The 18,310-nt window shown below is 67.3% G+C and carries 16 protein-coding genes; 8 read left to right on the forward strand and 8 right to left on the reverse strand.

The window, feature by feature from the left end:
* Positions 1–39: 39 nt before the first annotated feature.
* Together QZ471_RS00405 and QZ471_RS00410 are read right to left on the reverse strand one after the other, a co-directional pair.
* The gene (locus tag QZ471_RS00405) at positions 40–1,578 is read right to left on the reverse strand and encodes a C13 family peptidase (RefSeq protein ID WP_295460283.1); all 1,539 of its coding nucleotides are present in this window, start codon (positions 1,576–1,578) and stop codon (positions 40–42) included.
* Positions 1,579–1,598: 20 nt separating this feature from the next.
* A complete protein-coding gene (locus QZ471_RS00410; protein WP_295460284.1) occupies positions 1,599–3,101 on the reverse strand; it encodes an AhpA/YtjB family protein in 1,503 nt (500 codons plus the stop codon).
* Positions 3,102–3,289: 188 nt separating this feature from the next.
* On the opposite strand from QZ471_RS00410, the gene serB reads away from it, so the two are divergent.
* Positions 3,290–4,444, forward strand: a complete 1,155-nt coding sequence (gene serB / locus QZ471_RS00415) for a phosphoserine phosphatase SerB (protein WP_295460285.1) — start codon at positions 3,290–3,292, stop codon at positions 4,442–4,444.
* 338 nt (positions 4,445–4,782) lie between these two features.
* On the opposite strand, the gene QZ471_RS00420 is transcribed toward serB, so the two are convergent.
* The 5 genes from QZ471_RS00420 to QZ471_RS00440 all read right to left on the reverse strand — a co-directional run bounded on the left by QZ471_RS00420 (position 4,783) and on the right by QZ471_RS00440 (position 12,033).
* Positions 4,783–6,852: an EAL domain-containing protein gene (locus tag QZ471_RS00420; protein WP_295460287.1), complete on the reverse strand. Its 2,070-nt coding sequence runs from the start codon at positions 6,850–6,852 to the stop codon at positions 4,783–4,785.
* 40 nt (positions 6,853–6,892) lie between these two features.
* The gene (locus QZ471_RS00425; protein WP_295460288.1) at positions 6,893–8,656 is read right to left on the reverse strand and encodes a molecular chaperone; all 1,764 of its coding nucleotides are present in this window, start codon (positions 8,654–8,656) and stop codon (positions 6,893–6,895) included.
* A 67-nt stretch (positions 8,657–8,723) separates the two neighbouring features.
* Positions 8,724–9,632, reverse strand: coding sequence for an archaetidylserine decarboxylase (gene asd, locus QZ471_RS00430; protein WP_295460289.1), 909 nt, complete (start codon positions 9,630–9,632; stop codon positions 8,724–8,726).
* A 16-nt stretch (positions 9,633–9,648) separates the two neighbouring features.
* Positions 9,649–10,458: a rhodanese-like domain-containing protein gene (locus QZ471_RS00435; RefSeq protein WP_295460290.1), complete on the reverse strand. Its 810-nt coding sequence runs from the start codon at positions 10,456–10,458 to the stop codon at positions 9,649–9,651.
* Positions 10,459–10,515: 57 nt separating this feature from the next.
* Positions 10,516–12,033, reverse strand: coding sequence for an HDOD domain-containing protein (locus tag QZ471_RS00440; protein WP_295460291.1), 1,518 nt, complete (start codon positions 12,031–12,033; stop codon positions 10,516–10,518).
* A gap of 117 nt (positions 12,034–12,150) precedes the next feature.
* On the opposite strand from QZ471_RS00440, the gene motA reads away from it, so the two are divergent.
* The 3 genes from motA to QZ471_RS00455 all read left to right on the forward strand — a co-directional run bounded on the left by motA (position 12,151) and on the right by QZ471_RS00455 (position 14,936).
* A complete protein-coding gene (gene motA / locus QZ471_RS00445; RefSeq protein WP_027598848.1) occupies positions 12,151–13,002 on the forward strand; it encodes a flagellar motor stator protein MotA in 852 nt (283 codons plus the stop codon).
* Positions 13,002–14,174: a flagellar motor protein MotB gene (locus QZ471_RS00450; RefSeq protein ID WP_295460293.1), complete on the forward strand. Its 1,173-nt coding sequence runs from the start codon at positions 13,002–13,004 to the stop codon at positions 14,172–14,174. The genes motA and QZ471_RS00450 overlap by 1 nt, the downstream gene beginning before the upstream one ends.
* Positions 14,175–14,336: 162 nt before the next feature.
* Complete coding sequence (locus tag QZ471_RS00455; RefSeq protein WP_059232063.1) at positions 14,337–14,936, forward strand: nitroreductase family protein; 600 nt, start codon at positions 14,337–14,339, stop codon at positions 14,934–14,936.
* 55 nt (positions 14,937–14,991) lie between these two features.
* Here the strand turns inward: QZ471_RS00455 and rsgA are convergent, their stop codons facing one another.
* Positions 14,992–16,014: a small ribosomal subunit biogenesis GTPase RsgA gene (gene rsgA, locus QZ471_RS00460; RefSeq protein ID WP_295460295.1), complete on the reverse strand. Its 1,023-nt coding sequence runs from the start codon at positions 16,012–16,014 to the stop codon at positions 14,992–14,994.
* A 94-nt stretch (positions 16,015–16,108) separates the two neighbouring features.
* Here rsgA and QZ471_RS00465 point away from each other — a divergent pair, with 94 nt between their 5' ends.
* The 4 genes from QZ471_RS00465 to QZ471_RS00480 form a co-directional block, all read left to right on the forward strand.
* Positions 16,109–16,879, forward strand: coding sequence for a class I SAM-dependent methyltransferase (locus tag QZ471_RS00465; protein ID WP_295460297.1), 771 nt, complete (start codon positions 16,109–16,111; stop codon positions 16,877–16,879).
* Between the two features lie 50 nt (positions 16,880–16,929).
* Complete coding sequence (gene orn / locus QZ471_RS00470; RefSeq protein WP_295460299.1) at positions 16,930–17,478, forward strand: oligoribonuclease; 549 nt, start codon at positions 16,930–16,932, stop codon at positions 17,476–17,478.
* A gap of 14 nt (positions 17,479–17,492) precedes the next feature.
* A complete protein-coding gene (locus QZ471_RS00475) occupies positions 17,493–18,107 on the forward strand; it encodes a trimeric intracellular cation channel family protein (RefSeq protein ID WP_295460305.1) in 615 nt (204 codons plus the stop codon).
* 99 nt (positions 18,108–18,206) lie between these two features.
* Positions 18,207–18,310 (forward strand): PAAR domain-containing protein (locus QZ471_RS00480; RefSeq protein ID WP_295460307.1); only part of this gene is annotated, 104 nt, incomplete at its 3' end.

Genomic DNA, 18,310 nt, shown 5'->3' on the forward strand with positions numbered 1-18,310 from the left:
GTTCCGGTTGTTCATCAAGGCCGCCGGCAAGACGTGCACTCAGCGACTCGCGCGCCAGGCACGCCACTTCTGCAGCACGGCAGGCGGGGCCCACAGCTGGGGCTCGGACGGGTCGAAGCCTTCGGTCTTCTCGCGCACCGAGACCGTGTCGCGGGCGCGCTGGAAGGCCTGCTCGGGATCGTCGGTATGCTGGAAGGCCTCGGCGAAGAGGGCACGGCCGAAATAGGTGAAGTCGGCTTCGTCGGTGCAGCCGAAGGAGGTGCGATCGGCCTTGGAGGCGGTCATCACCAGGGTGTGGTCGTCCTGCAGTTGGGGAATGAAGCCGCCACTGTAGCAACTGGAGACGATGACCACCTTGTCCCGGCCACGCAGGGGCGCGAGCAGGCGCCCGAGTTCCGCCGCCGGCAGGCTGGAGAGATCCAGCCCGGGTTGGTCGAGGACCAGTTGGTGGTCGGCCGAGCCGTGGCTGGTCAGGTAGATGACGATGAGGTCTTCCGGTCCGGTGCGCTGGGCCAGGGTCTGGATGCTTTGGTAGAGATTCTCGCGGGTGGCCAGTGGGTGATCGCTGCGGATGTCCTTGGCGTTGATCAGGTGGATGACGCCGCGGGCCCCCCAGGTGGTGGTCATGAAGTTGGCCACGTAGTTGGCTTCGCGCTGGAATACGCCCTGGTTGCCGTCGCCGGCCAGCACCAGGCCATAGAGTTCGGTGGCGGGGGTGGAGGCGGGGATCTGCTGCAGTTCCTGGTCGAGCACCTTGCCCTGATCGAGCAGGGCGCGCTCCAGGGGATCGGCGATGTACTGACCCTGGTCGTCGCGGATGCGCTTGCCGCCTTCCCAGAGACCGCGTTCGAGCTGGCCGTCGGCCCGGGTGAGGACGCCCGCGCCGGCATAGACGCCATCGGCGAAGCTGCCCCGATAAATACTGCCGTCGCTGTTGGTGAGCACCCCTTGGCCGTCGAACTTCCAGTTGCGGAAGGCGCCGCGGTACTGGCTGCCATCACTGCCGACGAACTCGCCGTTACCGGTCAGTTCGCCAGCGCTGAAACGGCCGCGCCAGAGATCGCCGCTAGCGCTGCGGTAGACCCCGGCACCCTCGAACTGGTCATCGACGAATTCACCGTCGTAGCGGTCGCCGCCCGGCTCCTGCCACTGGCCGACGCCATTGAGGTGGCCGTCGTTGAAGGTGCCGATGGTCTGGGTGCCGTCGCTGTCGAGCTTGGAGCCCTGGCCCTGCATGCGGCCGTTGACGAAGCTGCCGTGGTATTCCCAGCCGCTGCTGCTGATGAGGTTGCCCTGGCCGTGGTAGAGGCCACGGCGGAAGGTACCCTGGTAGTAGGTGCCGTCGGCGAATTGCTGCTCGCCGGGGCCTTCGGCCAGACCATCCTTGAAGCGGCCCTTGAGCCAGTTGCCGTTGGGCCATTCGATGCGGCCGCTGCCGTTGAGCAGGCCGCTGACGATTTCGCCGGTGTAGACCCCGCCATCGGGCAGTCTCACGCTGCTCGCGTTGGGCGCCGCCTGGGCGACGCAAGCCACCAGCAACAGCGCGGCGAAGGCGAGACGGGGCGATAGGGCGCTCATAGGTGGGGTCGGTGGGCGCCTTAACGCGCCTCGAGCCGGACCAGATGACGCTCCAGCGTCGCGGAGTAGGGTTCCAGGAGGCGTTCCACGCAACTGGCACCCGCGGGACTCGCGATGGTGCGGATGCGGGCGCGTTTTCGCAGCAGTTCGTCCTCGGCGATGCTCTGTTCGACCAGCAACAGGTTGCGACTGTGGCGGCTCAGGGTCTGGGCGTTGCGTACGGTGGTGTTGTCCAGCAATTGGGCGAGTTCCAGGCCGGCGAGACGTTCACCCTGGGTCAGACCGAGTTGCAGCTGCAGGGTTGCACCGCTCCCTATCACTTCCACCTGCAGGGCGTGACCCAGGGCACGCATGATCTCGCCGCAGCAGAGGGCGCGGGTGAGGTAGTCATCGTCGTCGCTGCGTTCGTGGAAGAGGATCAGGCTGCCGCCGTCCTTGAGGGTATGCAGTTCACCGTCGTAGAGCTCGGTGGCCTGCTGCAGGCAATCGCGGTAGCGACCGAGCAGCTCTTCCAGCCGGCTCCGGGGCAACCGGCTGAGCTGGTCTTGGGCACCCAGCTGGATGGCCAGCACCGCCGAGGTGACGATGTCGGGTTCGGTGGGCAGCGCCGGTGCCGGGGTGGCCGGCGGCTCGGTGAAGGAGTCGGGTACCAGGTCGGCGAAGGCGTCGGCGTCCAGTTCGTCGCTCTCCGGCTGCGCTGGCGCTGCCGGCTTGCGGGCGGCAGGCTTGGCGGCTGGGGCCTTGCGCGCCGGGGGCGGCTTCACGCTCAGGCCGCCCTGTTCATCGGCGAAGGGATCGTCATCCGCGGCCGCTTCCGCCTTGGGCGGCTTGGGCGGTACCAGCCGGCTCTGCAGCTGGCGGGCCAGGTCGCCCAGCTCGTCGAGACGCCCGGCGCCCGGCGCCGGGTCATCGGGGTCGCGCAGCCAGACGCGCAGCTCCAGCAGCGGAATCGAGAGCTGGCGCCCCAGGCGCAGGCTGAGGATCAGCGTCAGGGCCAGCAGGATCAGGCCGAGCAGCCCCATGTTCTGCAGGCTGATCATCATTGGCTGCTGGAACTGGTTCATGTCCAGCGCCAGGCGGACCTGGCCGGCAGTGACGTCCTGGAAGCGGATCGGCGTGCTGTAGATGCCATCGGTGGCGGTCAGCAGGCCCTGGCTCGGCCGGGTGCCGGATTCGGCCAGCACCCGGTTGTCGGGGCTGTAGACCGCGGCATGGGCCACCAGCGGATTGCGCGCCAGGTTGCCCAGCAGCACGTTGAGGCTGAGGTTGTCGTTGGCCACCAGCAGCTCGGCGGCGGAATTGGCGGTCTGGGTCACCAGGCTCTGGCCGAGGGCGTCGGCCTGCTGCTGCATGGCATGGCGGAACTGCATGCTCATGATGCCGGCATAGATCACCAGGGCGGCAGCCACCAGCAGCAGGCTGTGGGAAACGATGCGTAGGGCCACCGGCACACGACGCTGGCGCAGGGCTCGGTAGATCAGCAGGAAGAAATTATCGGGCTTGACGGTCGCGGGGCGGGTCACAGAAATCGTTTCTTTGGACAAAAAGTGTGCGGCAAGTATAACCAGCGGGTCGGGGGGCGAAAACGGCGAATGCGGGTCCTCGCCCGCAAATAAGGCCGGCGGTGGGCTCTCTCCGCCGGCCGGCGTGCCCGGCTCGGCACCGCCCGGGCGAAAGGGTAGACTGCGCGCTTTTCGTCGAGGGGATCGCCATGCAAGACGTTATCGGACTTCAGGCCGTGGGCACGCTGCCCGCTGACTGGCTGGCTGCCCTCACCGGCGCCCTGGCCGCGGCCGGGGCCCGGCTGGAGTCGTTGCAGCAACAGGGCCTGGGCCAGGGCGCTGCCGTGACCCTGCTGGTCAGCCCGGTCACCGCGGGCACCGCGCTGGTCCAGGCCCTGCAAGCGCTGGGTTTGCAGGTGGCGCCCCTGGCGCAACCCGCACCGCCCGCGGCGGCGTCGCACGTGCTGACCTTGATGGGGCGTACCCTCGCCGATCTGCCGCTGACCCGCCTGAGCGCGCTCTGTCGCGAGCAGGGTCTGGGTATCCAGGCCATTCGTGCCCTGAGCGAGCCGGGTTCGACCGAGCGCGCCGCGCTGGAACTGAGTGTCACCGGCGAGCCGCACGACGCCCAGGCCTGGCGCGCCGCGCTGCTGGCACTGGCGCAGGAAGGCCAGGCCGACATCGGCTGGCAGCTGGATGAGCTGCAGCGCCAGCATCGCCGCCTGGCGGTGTTCGACATGGACAGCACCCTGATCCAGGCCGAGGTCATCGACGAACTGGCCAAGGCCGCCGGCATCGGCGAACGCGTCGCCGCCATCACCGAGCGCGCCATGCGCGGCGAGATCGATTTCCGCGCCAGCTTCACCGAGCGCATGGCCTTGCTGCAGGGGCTGTCCGAGGACGTCCTGGCGGACATCGGCGCGCAACTGCGCCTCACCGAAGGCGCCGAGCGGCTGTTCGCCGAGTTGAAGCGCCTGGGCTACAAGACCGCGATCCTTTCCGGCGGCTTCACCTATTTCGCCCGGCAGGTACAGGCTCGGCTGGGCATCGACTACGTCTACGCCAACGAGTTGGAGATCATCGACGGCAAGGTGACCGGGCGAGCGGTGGAACCCATCGTCGACGCCCAGCGCAAGGCCGATCTGCTGCGTGAGCTGGCCGGCCGCGAAGGCCTGGACCTGGCCCAGACCATCGCCGTGGGCGATGGCGCCAACGACCTGCCGATGCTGGCCCTGGCCGGCCTGGGCGTGGCGTTCCGGGCCAAGCCGCTGGTGCGCCAGTCCGCTCGCCAGTCGGTCAGCGTGCTGGGGCTGGATGGGGTGCTCTATCTGCTAGGTGTGGAAGATCGTCATACCCTGGGCTGAGACGGCCATCGCGGCCAGGGTTGGTCCGCCAATGCGGCCGCTCCTATCCAATATCCGTAGGAGCAACTGTCTTATCGCGGCCATGGGCCGCTCCTACAGGATAGGTAGGACTCTGTAGGAGCGGCCGCATCGGCGGACCGCCATGGCTAGATCTGAGCCGTAGCGTGGAAAACGGCGCAGCCTTTTCCGCGATGTACGGCGTGGTGAGGTGCCCTTCACCCCAACCCTCTCCCGAGGGGAGAGGGGGCTAGCCGGGCAGGCGCCAATCTCCATGAGTTCCAGCCCGGTCGCGATCCGGCAGTTGTGCTGGCCATCAGGCGGGATCGTCGTGTCCGTGACTACTCGGCCTGGAACTCGTAGTCCATCGCCTGACTGGGCTCCTGCAGGTAGTAGCCCTGGATGAAGTGCACCCCGACTTGCCAGAGCTGTGCCAGCACGCTGGCGCTCTCGACGAAGGGGGCGATGGTCAGAACGTTCTGCGCACTGAGTTCGGCGACCATGGCCTTGAGGCGCTCCTGGTGTTCCGGCTGGCTCAGGTCGCGGATCAGTGTGCTGGAAAGCTTGGCGTAGTCCGGCACCAGCAGGCGTAGCGCGGCCAGCGGCTGGCTGCTGCCGGCGAAGCCGCTGATGGCGACCTGGTGACCCTGACGGCGCAGGCGCTGGACCATGGCCAGCCCCTGGGTCGGATTGGCCAGCAGGTCGTCTTCGGTCAACTGGAAGATCACCGCCTCGGCCGCCAGGTTCTGGCTCTGCAGGGTCTTGGCCAGCCAGGGCAGCAATTCCAGGTCGTCCAGGGTCGCGCCCGAGAGATGCACGAAGATCCGTGTGCCGTGCCCGCGGGCCCGATGCTCGCCCAGCTGGCGGACCGCCTGGTGGATCACCCAGCGGTCTATCTGCCCGCTCAGGCCGCTGTCCCGCGCGGTACGGGCGAATTCGGTGGGCGAGACCTCCTCGCCCTGCGGATTGATCAGCCGCAGCAGGGCTTCGTAGTACTCGTGGCTGCCGCCGCGCAGGCCGATCACCGGTTGGAACAACAGGCGGAAGCTGTTCTGTTGCAGTGCCTGCTTGACCATGGCCACCAGGTTGCCGCGATTGGCGGCTGCCGCCAGCTCTTCCGCCGGGTCGTAGCGTTTGCAGGCGTTGCCGCCGCGCTGGGCGATCTGGCGCGCGGAACGATGCGCCCGGTCGACCAGATCGCCGGCACTCTTGACGTGGGTATCCAGGCCGACCACGCCGATGGAGTAGCTGATGGCCAGGGCCCGGCCGGCGATGGTCAGCGGCTGGCGTTCCTGGCGGCCGAGCAGGCGCTCGAAGGCGGTATCCAGGCTGGCGTCGGCCGCCTGGGGCAGCAGGGCGGTGAAGGCATCGTCGGCGAACCGGGCCAGGGTGGCCAGGGTGCCGAAGTGCTCGCGCAGGCGATCGGCCAGCGCCACCAGCAGTTCGTCCATGGCGCCGATGCCCAGCTCCGCCAGCAGTGCCGGATAGCGGTCGATGGTGAGGTAGGCGAAGCTGGCCGCAGCGCCGAGCCGAGCGCGTTCCAGGGCGTCTTCCAGCAGGTCGAGCATGCGACCGCGATTGATCAGGCCGGTCAGGACGTCCTGGGAACGGACCTCACGCAGCTGCTCCTCGATGGATTCGGGCACCGCGCGTGCTTCGCGCAGGTGCAGTTGCACGCAGGGTTCGTCGAGATAGATCGCCGGTGCCAGTCGCAGATGGACATCGATCAGGCTGCCATCGTGGCGGACGCACTGGCAATCCAGTTCGCGGGCGCTGGGGTCGTCGCGTAGCTGGCGAAAGGCCTCGCGCAACGCCGGCTGATCGGCCGGCGCGATGAGGTCCATCAGCGGGGTGATTTCCAGGTCGTCCGCGCCCGGATAGCCGAGCAGTTCCACATAGGCCGAGTTGACGTGGATGTGCAGGCCATCGTGGACGTAGGCGACCGCGTCCACGGCATTGGCCAGCAGCAACTGGCAGCGCTGTTCGGCTTCGGCCAGGGCCTGTTCCAGGCGGCTGCGCTCCTGGCGCTCGGCCAGGTTGCCCAGTTCGCGCAGGCTGGCCAGCAGCAGGTGTTCGTCGTTATCGGTGGCGATGGCATCGCGGGCACCCTGACGCAGGGCGCTGATCAGAGCATCGGGATCGTCCGGGTGGATGCGCTGGATGACGGCGAGTCGCGGCGCACGCTTGCGCAGCAAGGCGAGCGCTGCGGTGGGATCGAGCTCTTCGGAGGGGGCCGCGAGGATGGCGAGGTCCCAGGACTGGGTCAGGAGTTCCTCGAGTCCGGCCGGGTCGGCGAGGCGGTGGGCGCGGGTGGCGCGGCCGGCGTTACGAAACAGGCTTACCAGGCGTTCCGCCTCGTTCTGCGATGCTTCGAGCAGCAACAGGCGGATCGCACTGTATTCGGAAGCCATGGTCTACTCGCACCTTGGCGATAACGATAATTTTCTGAAGCTACAGAGACTTCCACAGGGAGTCAAAGTCTTCTTCCTGACGGACCCCAGGTGCGCCAGACGGTGCTCCCGAGGGCGGTGTCACGCTCTGTTCCAGCAGGTGATATTCGAAGACGCTGAAGCTGACGGTCATGCTGCGCCGCCGGTCGAGCATGCCGCGTTGTTCGTCGCCCTGCTGGTTGATCTGCACCTTGCTGCCCTCCTGGAAGGGTAGGCGCGGCGCGATCAGGGTCGGTGCCTGATCGATGGCCTTGATCTCGGGCAACAGCAGGGCGCGCAGGTACTGGCTGTTCTGCTCGGCCTTGCGCAGCAGTTGCAGGCCGCAGGGACGGGCGGTAGGGGCCAGCAGTTCGACGCCCATCTGGGTGCCGCTGCCCGGGACCTGGCGTACCCAGCGCACCACGCCCGGGCCCCATTTGTGATCCTCGGGCAGTTTCACGCCGAGCAATTCGCCGGCCTGCAGTTGCTCGGGCACCTCGCCACCCCAGCTCAGGCAGTAGCCGCCCGGGCTGTGATTGACCACTTGCACGGAATGGATCGGAAAGGCGGGACTGGCCGCCTCGCTGTCGCCGGGCAGGACGTCGTAATGGATTTCTTCCATGGCCCCGGCGTTCCAGTCGAGGGCGTCGGCGGTAGCGGTATCGGCGTCGAAGGCGAGCGACCAGACGTCTTCCTTGGGTTTCGGAGCGAAGGCCTCGGGTGCCCGCGGCGCGGCTTGGCGCAGGGTGTCGTTGAAGGTCTGACCGCCGGAGAGCTGGTAGTGCAGGGCGCTCATGCCGATGCAGACCAGCACCTGGCCCTGTCCGGGCATGCGCTGGAAGGCCCGATCGGCTTCCTGGCCCCAGGCCCCGACCAGATGCTGCAGCAGGTCGAGGGACAGGTCGCCATGCACCGGCAGGCGGGCGCGGGGGCGCTGTTCGGGGGCCAGGGCGAGATAGTCCTCGATGGCCTGGACCAGTTGCTGCGGGGCGAGGCCCAGCAGGCCGCTGAGGTTGGTTTCGCGCAGCAGCGAGCGATAGCGCGGCGGGGCGTCGATCTGCGGCGCCACCACCATCAGGGTGCCGTTCTGCTCGGGGCCCTGCAGGCGGACCAGGTTGGCCCAGTCGTCCAGGTGCAGGGTGAGCTGGGCGATGTGGCTCTGGCGCAGCTGGTTGCAGCGCGCGGCGCCGAACAGCAGGGCGGCGCAATAGGCCTGGGTGATGGTCTGGCTGCCATCGCCTGGCAGCAGCTCGTCGCGGACCTTCTGGTTGTGCACGCCGGTGGTCACCGCCAGGCGGTAGAGCTGGTGCAGCTCCAGCCAGAGGTTATCGTGGACCGGCGTATAGAGCTGCGCGGCGCGGATCAGCGGGCCGAGCAGGGCGCGCAGGGCGCGCTGGATGGCGGTGGCCAGCAGGGTGCCGCGTTCGCCACGCTCGCTTTCCTCGACCACGATCAGCTTGTAGCCGGCGGCCAGCAGGTTCTGCAGCGCCTGGCAGAGGTTGGCGACCTTGCGCGAGCGTTCGTCGAGCACGATGGCCTGGTTGAGCACATGGCGTTCGAGCAACTGGCAAACCCGTTGCACGTCCGGGCGCAAGGCCTCCAGCAGGCGCAGCCGCGCCTCCGCCGTGAGCATCAGGCGGTTGATCTCGAGCAGGCCCTGATAGAGCAGCCGTGCGAATTCGCCGAGCTTGGCCCGGGGCAACTGGTCCAGCCAGCGCTTAAGGCCGGCCGGCGTAGCGTCACAGAACGTCAGGCTGCGCTGGTCGGGCGTCGGTACCCGCAACATGAGCTGAGGCCTTTTGCTATCCATTCGCCGCTCGTACTCCTCTTTCGATGGGCAATGAACCGCGCATCTAGACGAGAGGCCCAGGCTCGGAAAGGGTGGTCGATGGGGTGGGCGCGGCGGGAACGCCGAGCAGTTGCCCCATGTTGACGGTGGACAGCGCGCCGAGTTCAGCGGACCAGTTCACCGCCTCGGGTCCGAACAGGACGATGGCGGTGGAGCCCAGCTTGAAGCGGCCCAGCTCGTCGCCGATGCGCAGGGTGATGGGTGCCCGCGCCGCCTCGTCGTAGGCGAAACGCTTGAGTTCGCGCTTGGGCGGCGTGACCAGGCCGGCCCACACCGTCTCGATGCTGGCGACGATCATGGCGCCGACCAGGATGACCGCCATGGGCCCCACCGCGGTGTCGAAGATGCAGACCACCCGCTCGTTGCGGGCGAACAGCTCGGGCACGTTCTCGGCGGTGAGCTGGTTGACCGAGAAGATGCGCCCGGGGACGTAGATCATTTCCCGGAGGGTGCCGGTCAGCGGCATGTGCACCCGGTGGTAGTCCTTGGGCGACAGGTAGATGGTGGCGAAGCTGCCGCCCATGAAGGGCGCGGCGCGTAGACCGTCGCCGCCGAGCAGTTCCAGCAGGCTGTAGCTGTGGCCCTTGGCCTGGAAGATGCGGCCATGCTCGATGCGGCCGAGCTGGCTGATGGCGCCGTCGCTGGGGCTGACCACCACTTCCGGTGCGGCCGGCAGCGGCCGGGCATCGGCCTTCAGGGCGCGGGTGAAGAAGGCGTTAAAGTTCTCGTAGGCCGTAGGTTCTTCCACCAGGGCCTGGCGCATGTCCACGTCGTAGTGACGCACGAACCAGCGGATCAGGCGGTTCTTGAACCAGGGCGCGCGGCAATCGGCGAAGCCGCCGATCACCCGCGACAGCAGGTGGTGGGGCAGCAGGTGCTGGGCCAGGATGAACAGACGGTCTTGCAGTTTCATAGGGTGTCCTTGGCGATCATTCGATGGGCGTATCGGGGTGGTTGCCCCATTCGCCCCAGGAGCCGGCATAGGCCTTCACGCGCGGGTAGCCCAGGGCCTTGGCCGCCAGGTAGGTGAAGCCGGATCGGTGGTGGGTCTGGCAGTGGGTGACGATTTCCTTGTCACGGGTGATGCCCAGGCGCTCGAGTTCGGCGGCCAGGTCCGCGCGGATGCGCAACTGGCGTTCGCGGTCCATGCCGGCGGTCCACTCGAAGTTGATCGCCCCGGGGATATGGCCGCCGCGGGCGGTCAGCACCTTCTCGCCGCGGTATTCGTCGGCGCCGCGAGCGTCCCAGATGGCCAGGTCCTCGGCGCCCAGCCGGCTCTGCAGGTAGGCGCGGGTAGCGGTGGGCTCCTCGTGCAGGGTCAGGGACACCGGTCCGCCGGCGGGGGCGGGAACGGCGGTCTCCAGCGGCAGCCCGGCAGCGATCCAGCCCTGGCGGCCGCCGTTGAGGTAGTGGTAGTTCCCATGGCCGATGACGTCCAGCAGCCAGATGAAGCGTCCGGCCCAGCCGCCGCCCTCGTCGTCATAGACCACGTAGACGGCCTCGTCGCGCTGCCCCAGCTCGCCGAACAGTTGCTCCAGGTCGGCCTGCGCGGGCAGGAGGCCGGGTGCCGGCTTGGTTCCCAGCTGGGTGCGGGCGGGCGCGACGTGGCGCGCACCGGGCAGATGCCCCTCGGCGTAGTGGGCGGCGCTGCAGAGGTCGACCAGGATGAGTTCGGGCGCATCCAGGCGCGCCGCGAGATCGGCCGGTTCGATCACCAGGGGCAGGGCGGAAAAGGGCATCGCGGATTTCCCGTCAGTCCGAAGAGGGTCAAGTGTACCGAGGTTGGCCGCCCAGCGTCAGGTTGGTCGCGCCTTGGCGCGATTGGCGAAGGTGGCGATGGCGCGCTCGATGCACGTGAAGGTCTTGTCCAGGGCCGCCGTTCGGCGAGGGTCTGCCGGCTCCAGGTCGGTATCCAGCACCGCCAGCAGTACCACCCGCTCGCCGAAGCCCAGACTGCGCAGCCAGAGGCGTTCGCTGGTGAACAGCCGGCGCAGATCGGCGGGCAAATGGGGGGCGAAGCGCGTCCGGTTGGCCGTGTCGATACGCAACTGTCCCGAGCTGCCGAACAGCTTGGCCAGCAAGGGCTGGCCGGCAATCTCCAGTTGCAGGCCGACGGCGTCGTCGAGGCCATGATGCAATTGGGCGTTGGCCTTGGTGCCGGTGCGATCGGGGGTGAGCAGTAGCAGGCGCGGCAGGCCGCAAGCCACCAGGGCCTGACGCGCGCAGTCGAACAGTTGGGGCAGGGTGGCGAAGGCGCTGGGCGTGTGCAGCAGCTGCTCGCACAGGCCGCGCCAGCGTTGCGCCTGGCTTTCGCCGGCGACCTGCACCTTGGGTATCGGCTTGAGGCGCCGCTCGCCGGGCGGCCAGAGCAGGCCTTCGGCGGGATGCCAGAGGCCGGGGCGGGCGTGACGCTGGGCATCCTGGACCGCGAGTTCGTGACTGCGGCTCTGCACCCGTGCCAGCGGCAGCTGTAGGTAGAGCGCGCTGAAGCGTTGCCAGCGCAGGGTGTGGGGGCCGTCCCAGGCATGGTGGCTGGCCAGGGCCAGGCCGTTGGCCAGCAGGATGGTGTTGCCCGGGTGGGTCAGCCAGCGCCGCAGCTCGGGGTCCTCGTCGAGTCGGTGCTGCTGTTCGAGCGGGTCCTCGGCATGGGCGATGTGCAGGGCCTTGACCAGTTGGCGGCGATCCTGGTCGAGCAGGCGATAGCCCTCGACGATCCAGTCCGGCAGTTGCCAGTGGCGGGCCAGTGCCTGGCACAGGCGTACGGCGGGAACGCCCAGCAGGTCGAGTTCGACCTTGAGCGCCGGCTCGCCTTCGCCCAGCACTCGCCTTTCCCATTCTTCGAACAGTTCCGGATGTCGGGTGACCAGCGGCCAGAGTGGGGCCAGGAACAGCAGGGCGGCCAGGCGGATGTCCGGCCACAGTCGCGCCAGGGGCACGCCGAACAGGCCGAGACCCAGGGTCATGGCGTGCTGGCTGACCAGGCACAGCTGCCGCAGCGGCTGCGGCAGGCGTTCCTCGGCCAGGCTGGGCTGGCGGGCCACCAGATACTCCGCCGGGCCGAGGCCGACGCGGCCGAGCACGGCTTCGAGGCTGGCCGCGGGATCGCCCAGGCTGGCATGACCACGATTGGCCTCGCGCAGCAGGGCCAGCGCCAGGGGAGGTGACTCGCAGAGCCGTTCGGCTATCTCATGCAGCGCCAGCCGGCCATCGGCCAGGCTGCGGCGTAGACGCTCTGCGGTAGCGGTGGCCACTGGCAGGCGCACGCCTTCCAGATGTTTGACCCAGTCTTCGACGGTGTTCGGGCGGCTGGACATACGACGGTCGCCTTGAAATTTGATGAAAGGCCTTCAGTCCGGGGCGCCGGGTCCGATAAAGGGGGCGTGAGGGTTATTCCCCGGCTCAACTTTCCTTAGCACACAGTATTCCCAACCATGGCAAAAATCATCGGCATCATCGTGATATTCGCGGCTGTCCTCGGCGGCTACATCCTCGCGCATGGCAAGATCGCCGCGATCATCCAGCCGCTCGAGGTGCTGATCATCGGCGGTGCCGCCCTGGGGGCCTTCCTGCAGGCCAACCCGGGCAGCACCTTCATGCAGGTGTTCAAGAAGTCGCTGAAGATGTTCGGCAACCGCTTCACCCACGCCTTCTACCTGGACGTGTTGAAGCTGCTCTACGAGATCCTCAACAAGAGCCGGCGCGAGGGCATGATGTCCATCGAGGCCGACGTCGAGGACCCCAAGGCCAGTCCGATCTTCAGCAAGTACCCGAATATCCTCAAGGATGAGCGGATGACCGCCTACATCGCCGACTACCTGCGGCTGATGTCCTCCGGCAACATGGCGCCCCACGAACTGGAAGGCCTGTTCGACATGGAGCTGGCCGGCATCAAGGAAGAGCTGGAGCACCCGTCCCATGCGGTATCGCGGGTCGCCGACGGTCTGCCGGGCTTCGGCATCGTCGCCGCGGTACTGGGGATCGTGATCACCATGGGCATGCTCGGCGAGGGCGACCAGGCGGCCATCGGCGGTCACGTCGGCGCGGCCCTGGTCGGCACCTTCCTCGGCATTCTCGCCGCCTACGGCTTCTTCGGCCCGCTGGCGACCTGCCTGGAGCACGACGCCAAGGAAGAACTCAACGTCCTGGAAGCCATCAAGGCCTGCCTGGTGGCCGCCGCCAGCGGCATGCCGCCCACCGTCGCCGTGGAGTTCGGCCGCAAGGTGCTGTTCCCCGCGCACCGGCCGTCCTTCAGTGAGCTCGAGCAGGCGATGCGGGGCAGCTGATGGACAACAACCAGCCGATCATCGTCAAGCGTGTTAAGAAAAGCGCCGCCGGTCACCACGGTGGCGCCTGGAAGATCGCCTTTGCCGACTTCGCCACTGCCATGATGGCGTTCTTCCTGGTGCTCTGGCTGATGTCCTCGGCCACCCCGGAGCAGAAGAAGGCCATCGCCGGCTACTTCCAGGACCCGATCGGCTTCACCGAGAGCGCCAGCCCCTACGTCATCGACCTGGGCGGTACTCCGACGCCCGCACCTGACCGGACCCTGAACCCCGAGATCCAGGCCCAGCCGGATTCGACCCAGAACAAGGTCAATCCGGACATGGAAGAGCGCGCCGACCCCAACGAATCCAACCGGGTGCAGCCCGATCCGACCCAGTCCCCGGACACTTCGCCGGATCGCCAGCCGAATGCGGCGGCGCAGAAGGATCAGAACAAGGAGCAGAGCCAGCAGGCCCAGAAGATGGATGCCAGCCAGGCGGAGAAGATCGCCGAGCAGGTCGAGAAGCAGCGCCTGGAGCTGCTGCTGCAGGAGTTGCAGAACAAGATCAACGAGAATCCGGAACTGCAGAAGTTCAAGGACCAGATCCTGATGGAGATCACCCAGGACGGCCTGCGCATCCAGATTGTCGATGCCGACAATCGGTCGATGTTCGATTCGGGCAGCCCGCGGCTGAAGCCCTATTTTGAGGACATCCTGCTGGCCATGGCCGACACCATTCGCCAGGTGCCGAACAAGATCAGCATCAGTGGCCATACCGATGCGGCGCGCTACGTCGGCAAGGGCGATTTCAGCAACTGGGAGTTGTCCGCCGGCCGGGCCAATTCGGCGCGGCGTGCCCTGGAGGCCGGTGGTTATCCGGACGAGCAGGTGGCGCGGATCGTCGGTTATGCGGCTTCGGCGCCTTTCGATCGTGAGCACCCGCTCAACCCGGTCAACCGCCGCATCGACATCATCGTGCTGACCAAGAAGGCTCAGCAGGCCATCGAGGGGCGCAACGGTAACAAGGGTTCCTCCGCGACGCCGGCCCAGGGTGCACCCGGGGCAAATCGCGGCGGGGTCTCCAGCGGGGGCGTATCCGCCACCGGCAATCTGGCGCAACCCATCAACAACGCCGCGTTCAAGCAGCAGATCAACGCCTTCGATGCGGGTGTCATCCAGAGCAAGCCCTGAGCGGTCGCGCTGATCGATAGGAAAATTCGCTGCCAGCGTTCGGTTTTTTCGTCCGTTGGCGCGCGGCTGGCTCGCTATGCTGCAGAGGTTTCATGATGGATCGGGCACCTTGCGCCCTGGCGCGAGGTCTCTCGATCTCCGACCCTTAGCAGGAGCCTCCCGATGAGCAACGCCTTTATCGACACGATCAAGCGCCGCCGCAGCCAGTACGCGCTGGGCAAGAACCTGCCGCTGGCGCAGGACCAGGTCACCGCCCTGATCCAGGAGGCGGTCAAGCTGTCGCCGTCCTCCTTCAACTCCCAGAGCTCGCGCGCGGTGATCCTGTTCGGCGCCGAGAGCGAGAAGTTCTGGGGCTTCGTCATGCAGGCTCTGCGGCAGATCGTGCCGGCCGAGTCCTTTGCGCCCACCGAGGGCAAGATCAACAGCTTCGCCGCCGGTGCCGGTACCGTGCTGTTCTATGAGGATCGCCAGGTCATCTCGGCACTGCAGGATAAATTCCCCAGCTACGCCGACAACTTCCCCATCTGGTCGGAACAGGCCAGCGGTATCGCCCAGTTCTCGGTATGGACGGCGCTGGCCAATGCCGGCATCGGCGCCAGCCTGCAGCACTACAATCCGCTGCCCGATGCCCTGGCTGCCGCCGAGTGGAAATTGCCGGAGACCTGGCACCTGCGCGCGCAGATGCCCTTCGGCTCCAACGAAGGCGACTTCCCCGAGAAGACCTTCATGGATGACGCGGAGCGCTTCCGCGTCTTTGGCTGATAAAAAACGCCGGGCTAGCCCGGCGTTTTCTTTAGCGCTTGTAACAGGCTCTTGGTTAGTAGCGCGACTCGCCTTCCAGGCTAGCCAGGATATGCCGGTAGCTGGCCATCCGCTGCGGATGGATGTCGCCTCGCTCCAGGGCGGCGAGCAGGGCGCAACCCGGCTCGCGTTCGTGCTTGCAATCGCGGAAGCGACAGCGGCCAATGAAGTCGCCGAATTCCTTGAAGCCGGCTTCCACGTCGTCACGGCTGACATGGCTCAGGCCGAATTCACGGATGCCGGGCGAGTCGATCAAATCGCCGCCATCGGGAAAGTGGAAGAGCCGGGCGGTGGTGGTGGTGTGGGTGCCCTTGTTGGTCAGCTCCGACAGCGGACCGACCCGGGTATCGACGCCGGGCAGCAGGGCATTCACCAGCGACGACTTGCCCACGCCGGATTGACCGACGAAGACGCTGACATGCTCGTCCAGCGCGCTCTTGAGCTGATCCATGCTCAGGCCGTTGTGGGCCGAGACCTCCAGCAGCGGATAGTCCAGCTCGCGGTAGATCCCCAGCAACTCATCCAGCGCCGGGCCATTGTGCTCGTCGATCAGGTCGGCCTTGTTCAGCAGTAGCAGCGGCTGGATGCCGGCGTGCTCGGCCGCCACCAGGTAGCGGTCGATGAGATTGGCGTGGGGCGTGGGCAGCGGGGCGAAGACAATCACCAGGCGGTCGACGTTGGCCGCCACCGGCTTAAGCTGGCCGCGCATGTCCGGCCGGCAGATCTCCGAGCGGCGCGGTAATTGGGCGACGATGACGCCATTGCCCTGGATGCCGGCGCGGAACACCACCTGGTCGCCGGTGACCAGGGTCGGCAGGTTGGCGCGCAGATGGCAGCGCTGCAGCCGGCCTTCGCCATCTTCGACTTCCACCTGAACGCCGAAGTGGGCGATTACCTGACCCTGTTGTTCCGGGCCCAGGTCACCGCCTTCGAGTTCGTCGATCAGCTTGGATTCGCGCTTTTCCGCACGGGCGGCGCGTTCGGTCTGGATTTTCTCGATCCGCCAGCTCTGGCGACGGGTCAGGTGGCGTTTGGCCATGGGAAGTCCGCGGGTTGCAGGGGCGAGGAGTCTAGCATTGGCCGCTCCCCACGGATTACCTAAACTTGGCGCACCTCGTCGTCCTGGAGCGCCCATGCTGGCCCATCTCGCCTCGCGCTATCCCCTGTTGCTGGCCGTGCTGGTGCAACTGGCCGCTCTGGTGGTCGCCATCGTCGGCCTGAGACTCTGGGCCAGCTTCGCCGGCCAGCGACCTTCGTTGCTGGCGCTGGTCTGCCTGCAAGCTGTGCTGGCGGCCCTGCTGGGGGAACTGCTCGGGCTGGCGCGCTGGTGGGTGTTCATCAACCTGCTGTTCGCTCCGGCGCTCTACCTGGTCAGCGGTCGCGGACTCTCGGCAGGCATCGCCGCGCTGGGCTTCCTGCTGCTCCTGCTGCTGAACTGGAACAGCCTGCGCGAGCGGGTGCCGCTCTACCTCACCGGCCGCCAGACCCGTGAGCGGCTGGCCGAACTGCTCGCCGAGCGGGAGCCCACCTTTCGCTTCGTCGATCTCGGCTGCGGCCTGGGCGATACCCTGGTCGACCTGTCCCGGCGCTTTCCGGCCGCCACCTTCGTCGGCGTGGAGACGGCGCCGCTGAGCTTCGCCCTGGCCTGGCTGCGCTGCCTGCCACGGCGCAACTGCCAGGTGCGCTATCGCGATCTCTGGCGGGTGGAGCTGGGCGAATTCGAGGTCGTCTATTGCTTCCTCTCGCCGGCACCCATGCCCCGCCTGGGCGAAAAGGCCCGCCAGGAGCTGCGCCCCGGCAGCTGGCTGGTCAGCAACACCTTCGAGATCCCCGACCAGCCGGCCGATGCCATCCTTGAAGTGGGTGACCTGCGCGGCAGCCGCCTGCTGCTGTGGCGCCGGTAGGTAGGCGACAGGCGCGCTGCTACACTGGCGCCCTCATCAAGGAGTTCACCATGACCGCCCCCAATCCGCAGCACCTGATCTGGATCGACCTGGAAATGACCGGCCTGGACCCGGATCGGGACGTGATCATCGAGATGGCCACCATCGTCACCGACAGCGATCTCAACGTGCTGGCCGAAGGCCCGGTGCTGGCCATCCACCAGACGGACGAGATCCTGGCCGGCATGGACGAGTGGAATACCCGCCAGCATGGTGGCTCGGGGCTGACCCAGCGGGTCCGCGAGAGCACCGTCGACACCGCCCAGGCCGAGGCCCTGACCCTGGAGTTCCTGCGTCAATGGGTGCCCAAGGGCAAGTCGCCGATCTGTGGCAACAGCATCTGCCAGGATCGGCGCTTTCTCTATCGCCGCATGCCGGAGCTGGAAGCCTACTTCCACTACCGCAATCTGGACGTCTCCACCCTCAAGGAACTGGCCGCGCGCTGGGCCCCCCACGTCCGCGATGGCGTGAAGAAGAGCGGCAGCCACCTGGCGCTGGACGACATCCGCGACTCCATCGCCGAACTGCGCCACTACCGCGAGCACTTCATCAAGGTCTGACGGCCGCGCCCGTGCTGCTGTCCGTCCTCTACCTGGTGGCCATCACCGCCGAGGCCATGACCGGCGCTCTGTCCGCTGGGCGGCGCGGCATGGACCTGTTCGGCGTGGCGCTGATCGCCAGCGTCACCGCCCTGGGCGGTGGCTCGGTGCGTGATGTGCTGCTGGGCCACTATCCGCTCGGCTGGGTTAAGCACCCGGAATACCTGGCGCTGACCGTCGGCGCGGGCCTGGCCACCGTGGCCATCGCCCGGGTCATGCGCTACCTGCGCCGGCTGTTCCTGCTGCTCGACGCCCTGGGTCTGGTGGCCTTCACCGTGATCGGCTGCCAGGTGGCCCTGGAGATGGGCCTGAGTCCGGTGATCGTCATTGTCAGCGGCACCCTCACGGGCACCTGCGGCGGCATCCTGCGCGACATCCTCTGCAACGACGTGCCGCTGATCCTCAGGCGCGAACTCTACGCCAGCGTGGCGGTGCTATCCGCCGGCTGTTACCTGCTCTGCCGCCAGTGGCTGAGCGAGGAGCAGGCGCTGCTGATTACCCTCAGCGCCGGCCTGCTGTTGCGCCTGCTGGCGCTGAGATTCAACTGGCAGATGCCGACCTTCACCTACCCGGAGGATCCCCATGGCTAGGGGTGTGACGGCTTCCGCGGCTTTGGCTTGAAAGCCTTGTCCTAGAGCAGTTCATGCGGCATTTTCCAGCGCCTGTAGTTACCGATAGGGAGATCGGTCATGTCTGGAAAACCCGCGGCGCGCCTGGGTGACGCCGTCACCTGCCCCAAGTGCGGTACCTCGGCCCTGGTCCAGGGCTCGTCAAACGTCTTCTTCGACGGCCT

Origin of the sequence: uncultured Pseudomonas sp. (assembly GCF_913774235.1) — a bacterium.
Lineage (GTDB): Bacteria > Pseudomonadota > Gammaproteobacteria > Pseudomonadales > Pseudomonadaceae > Chryseomonas.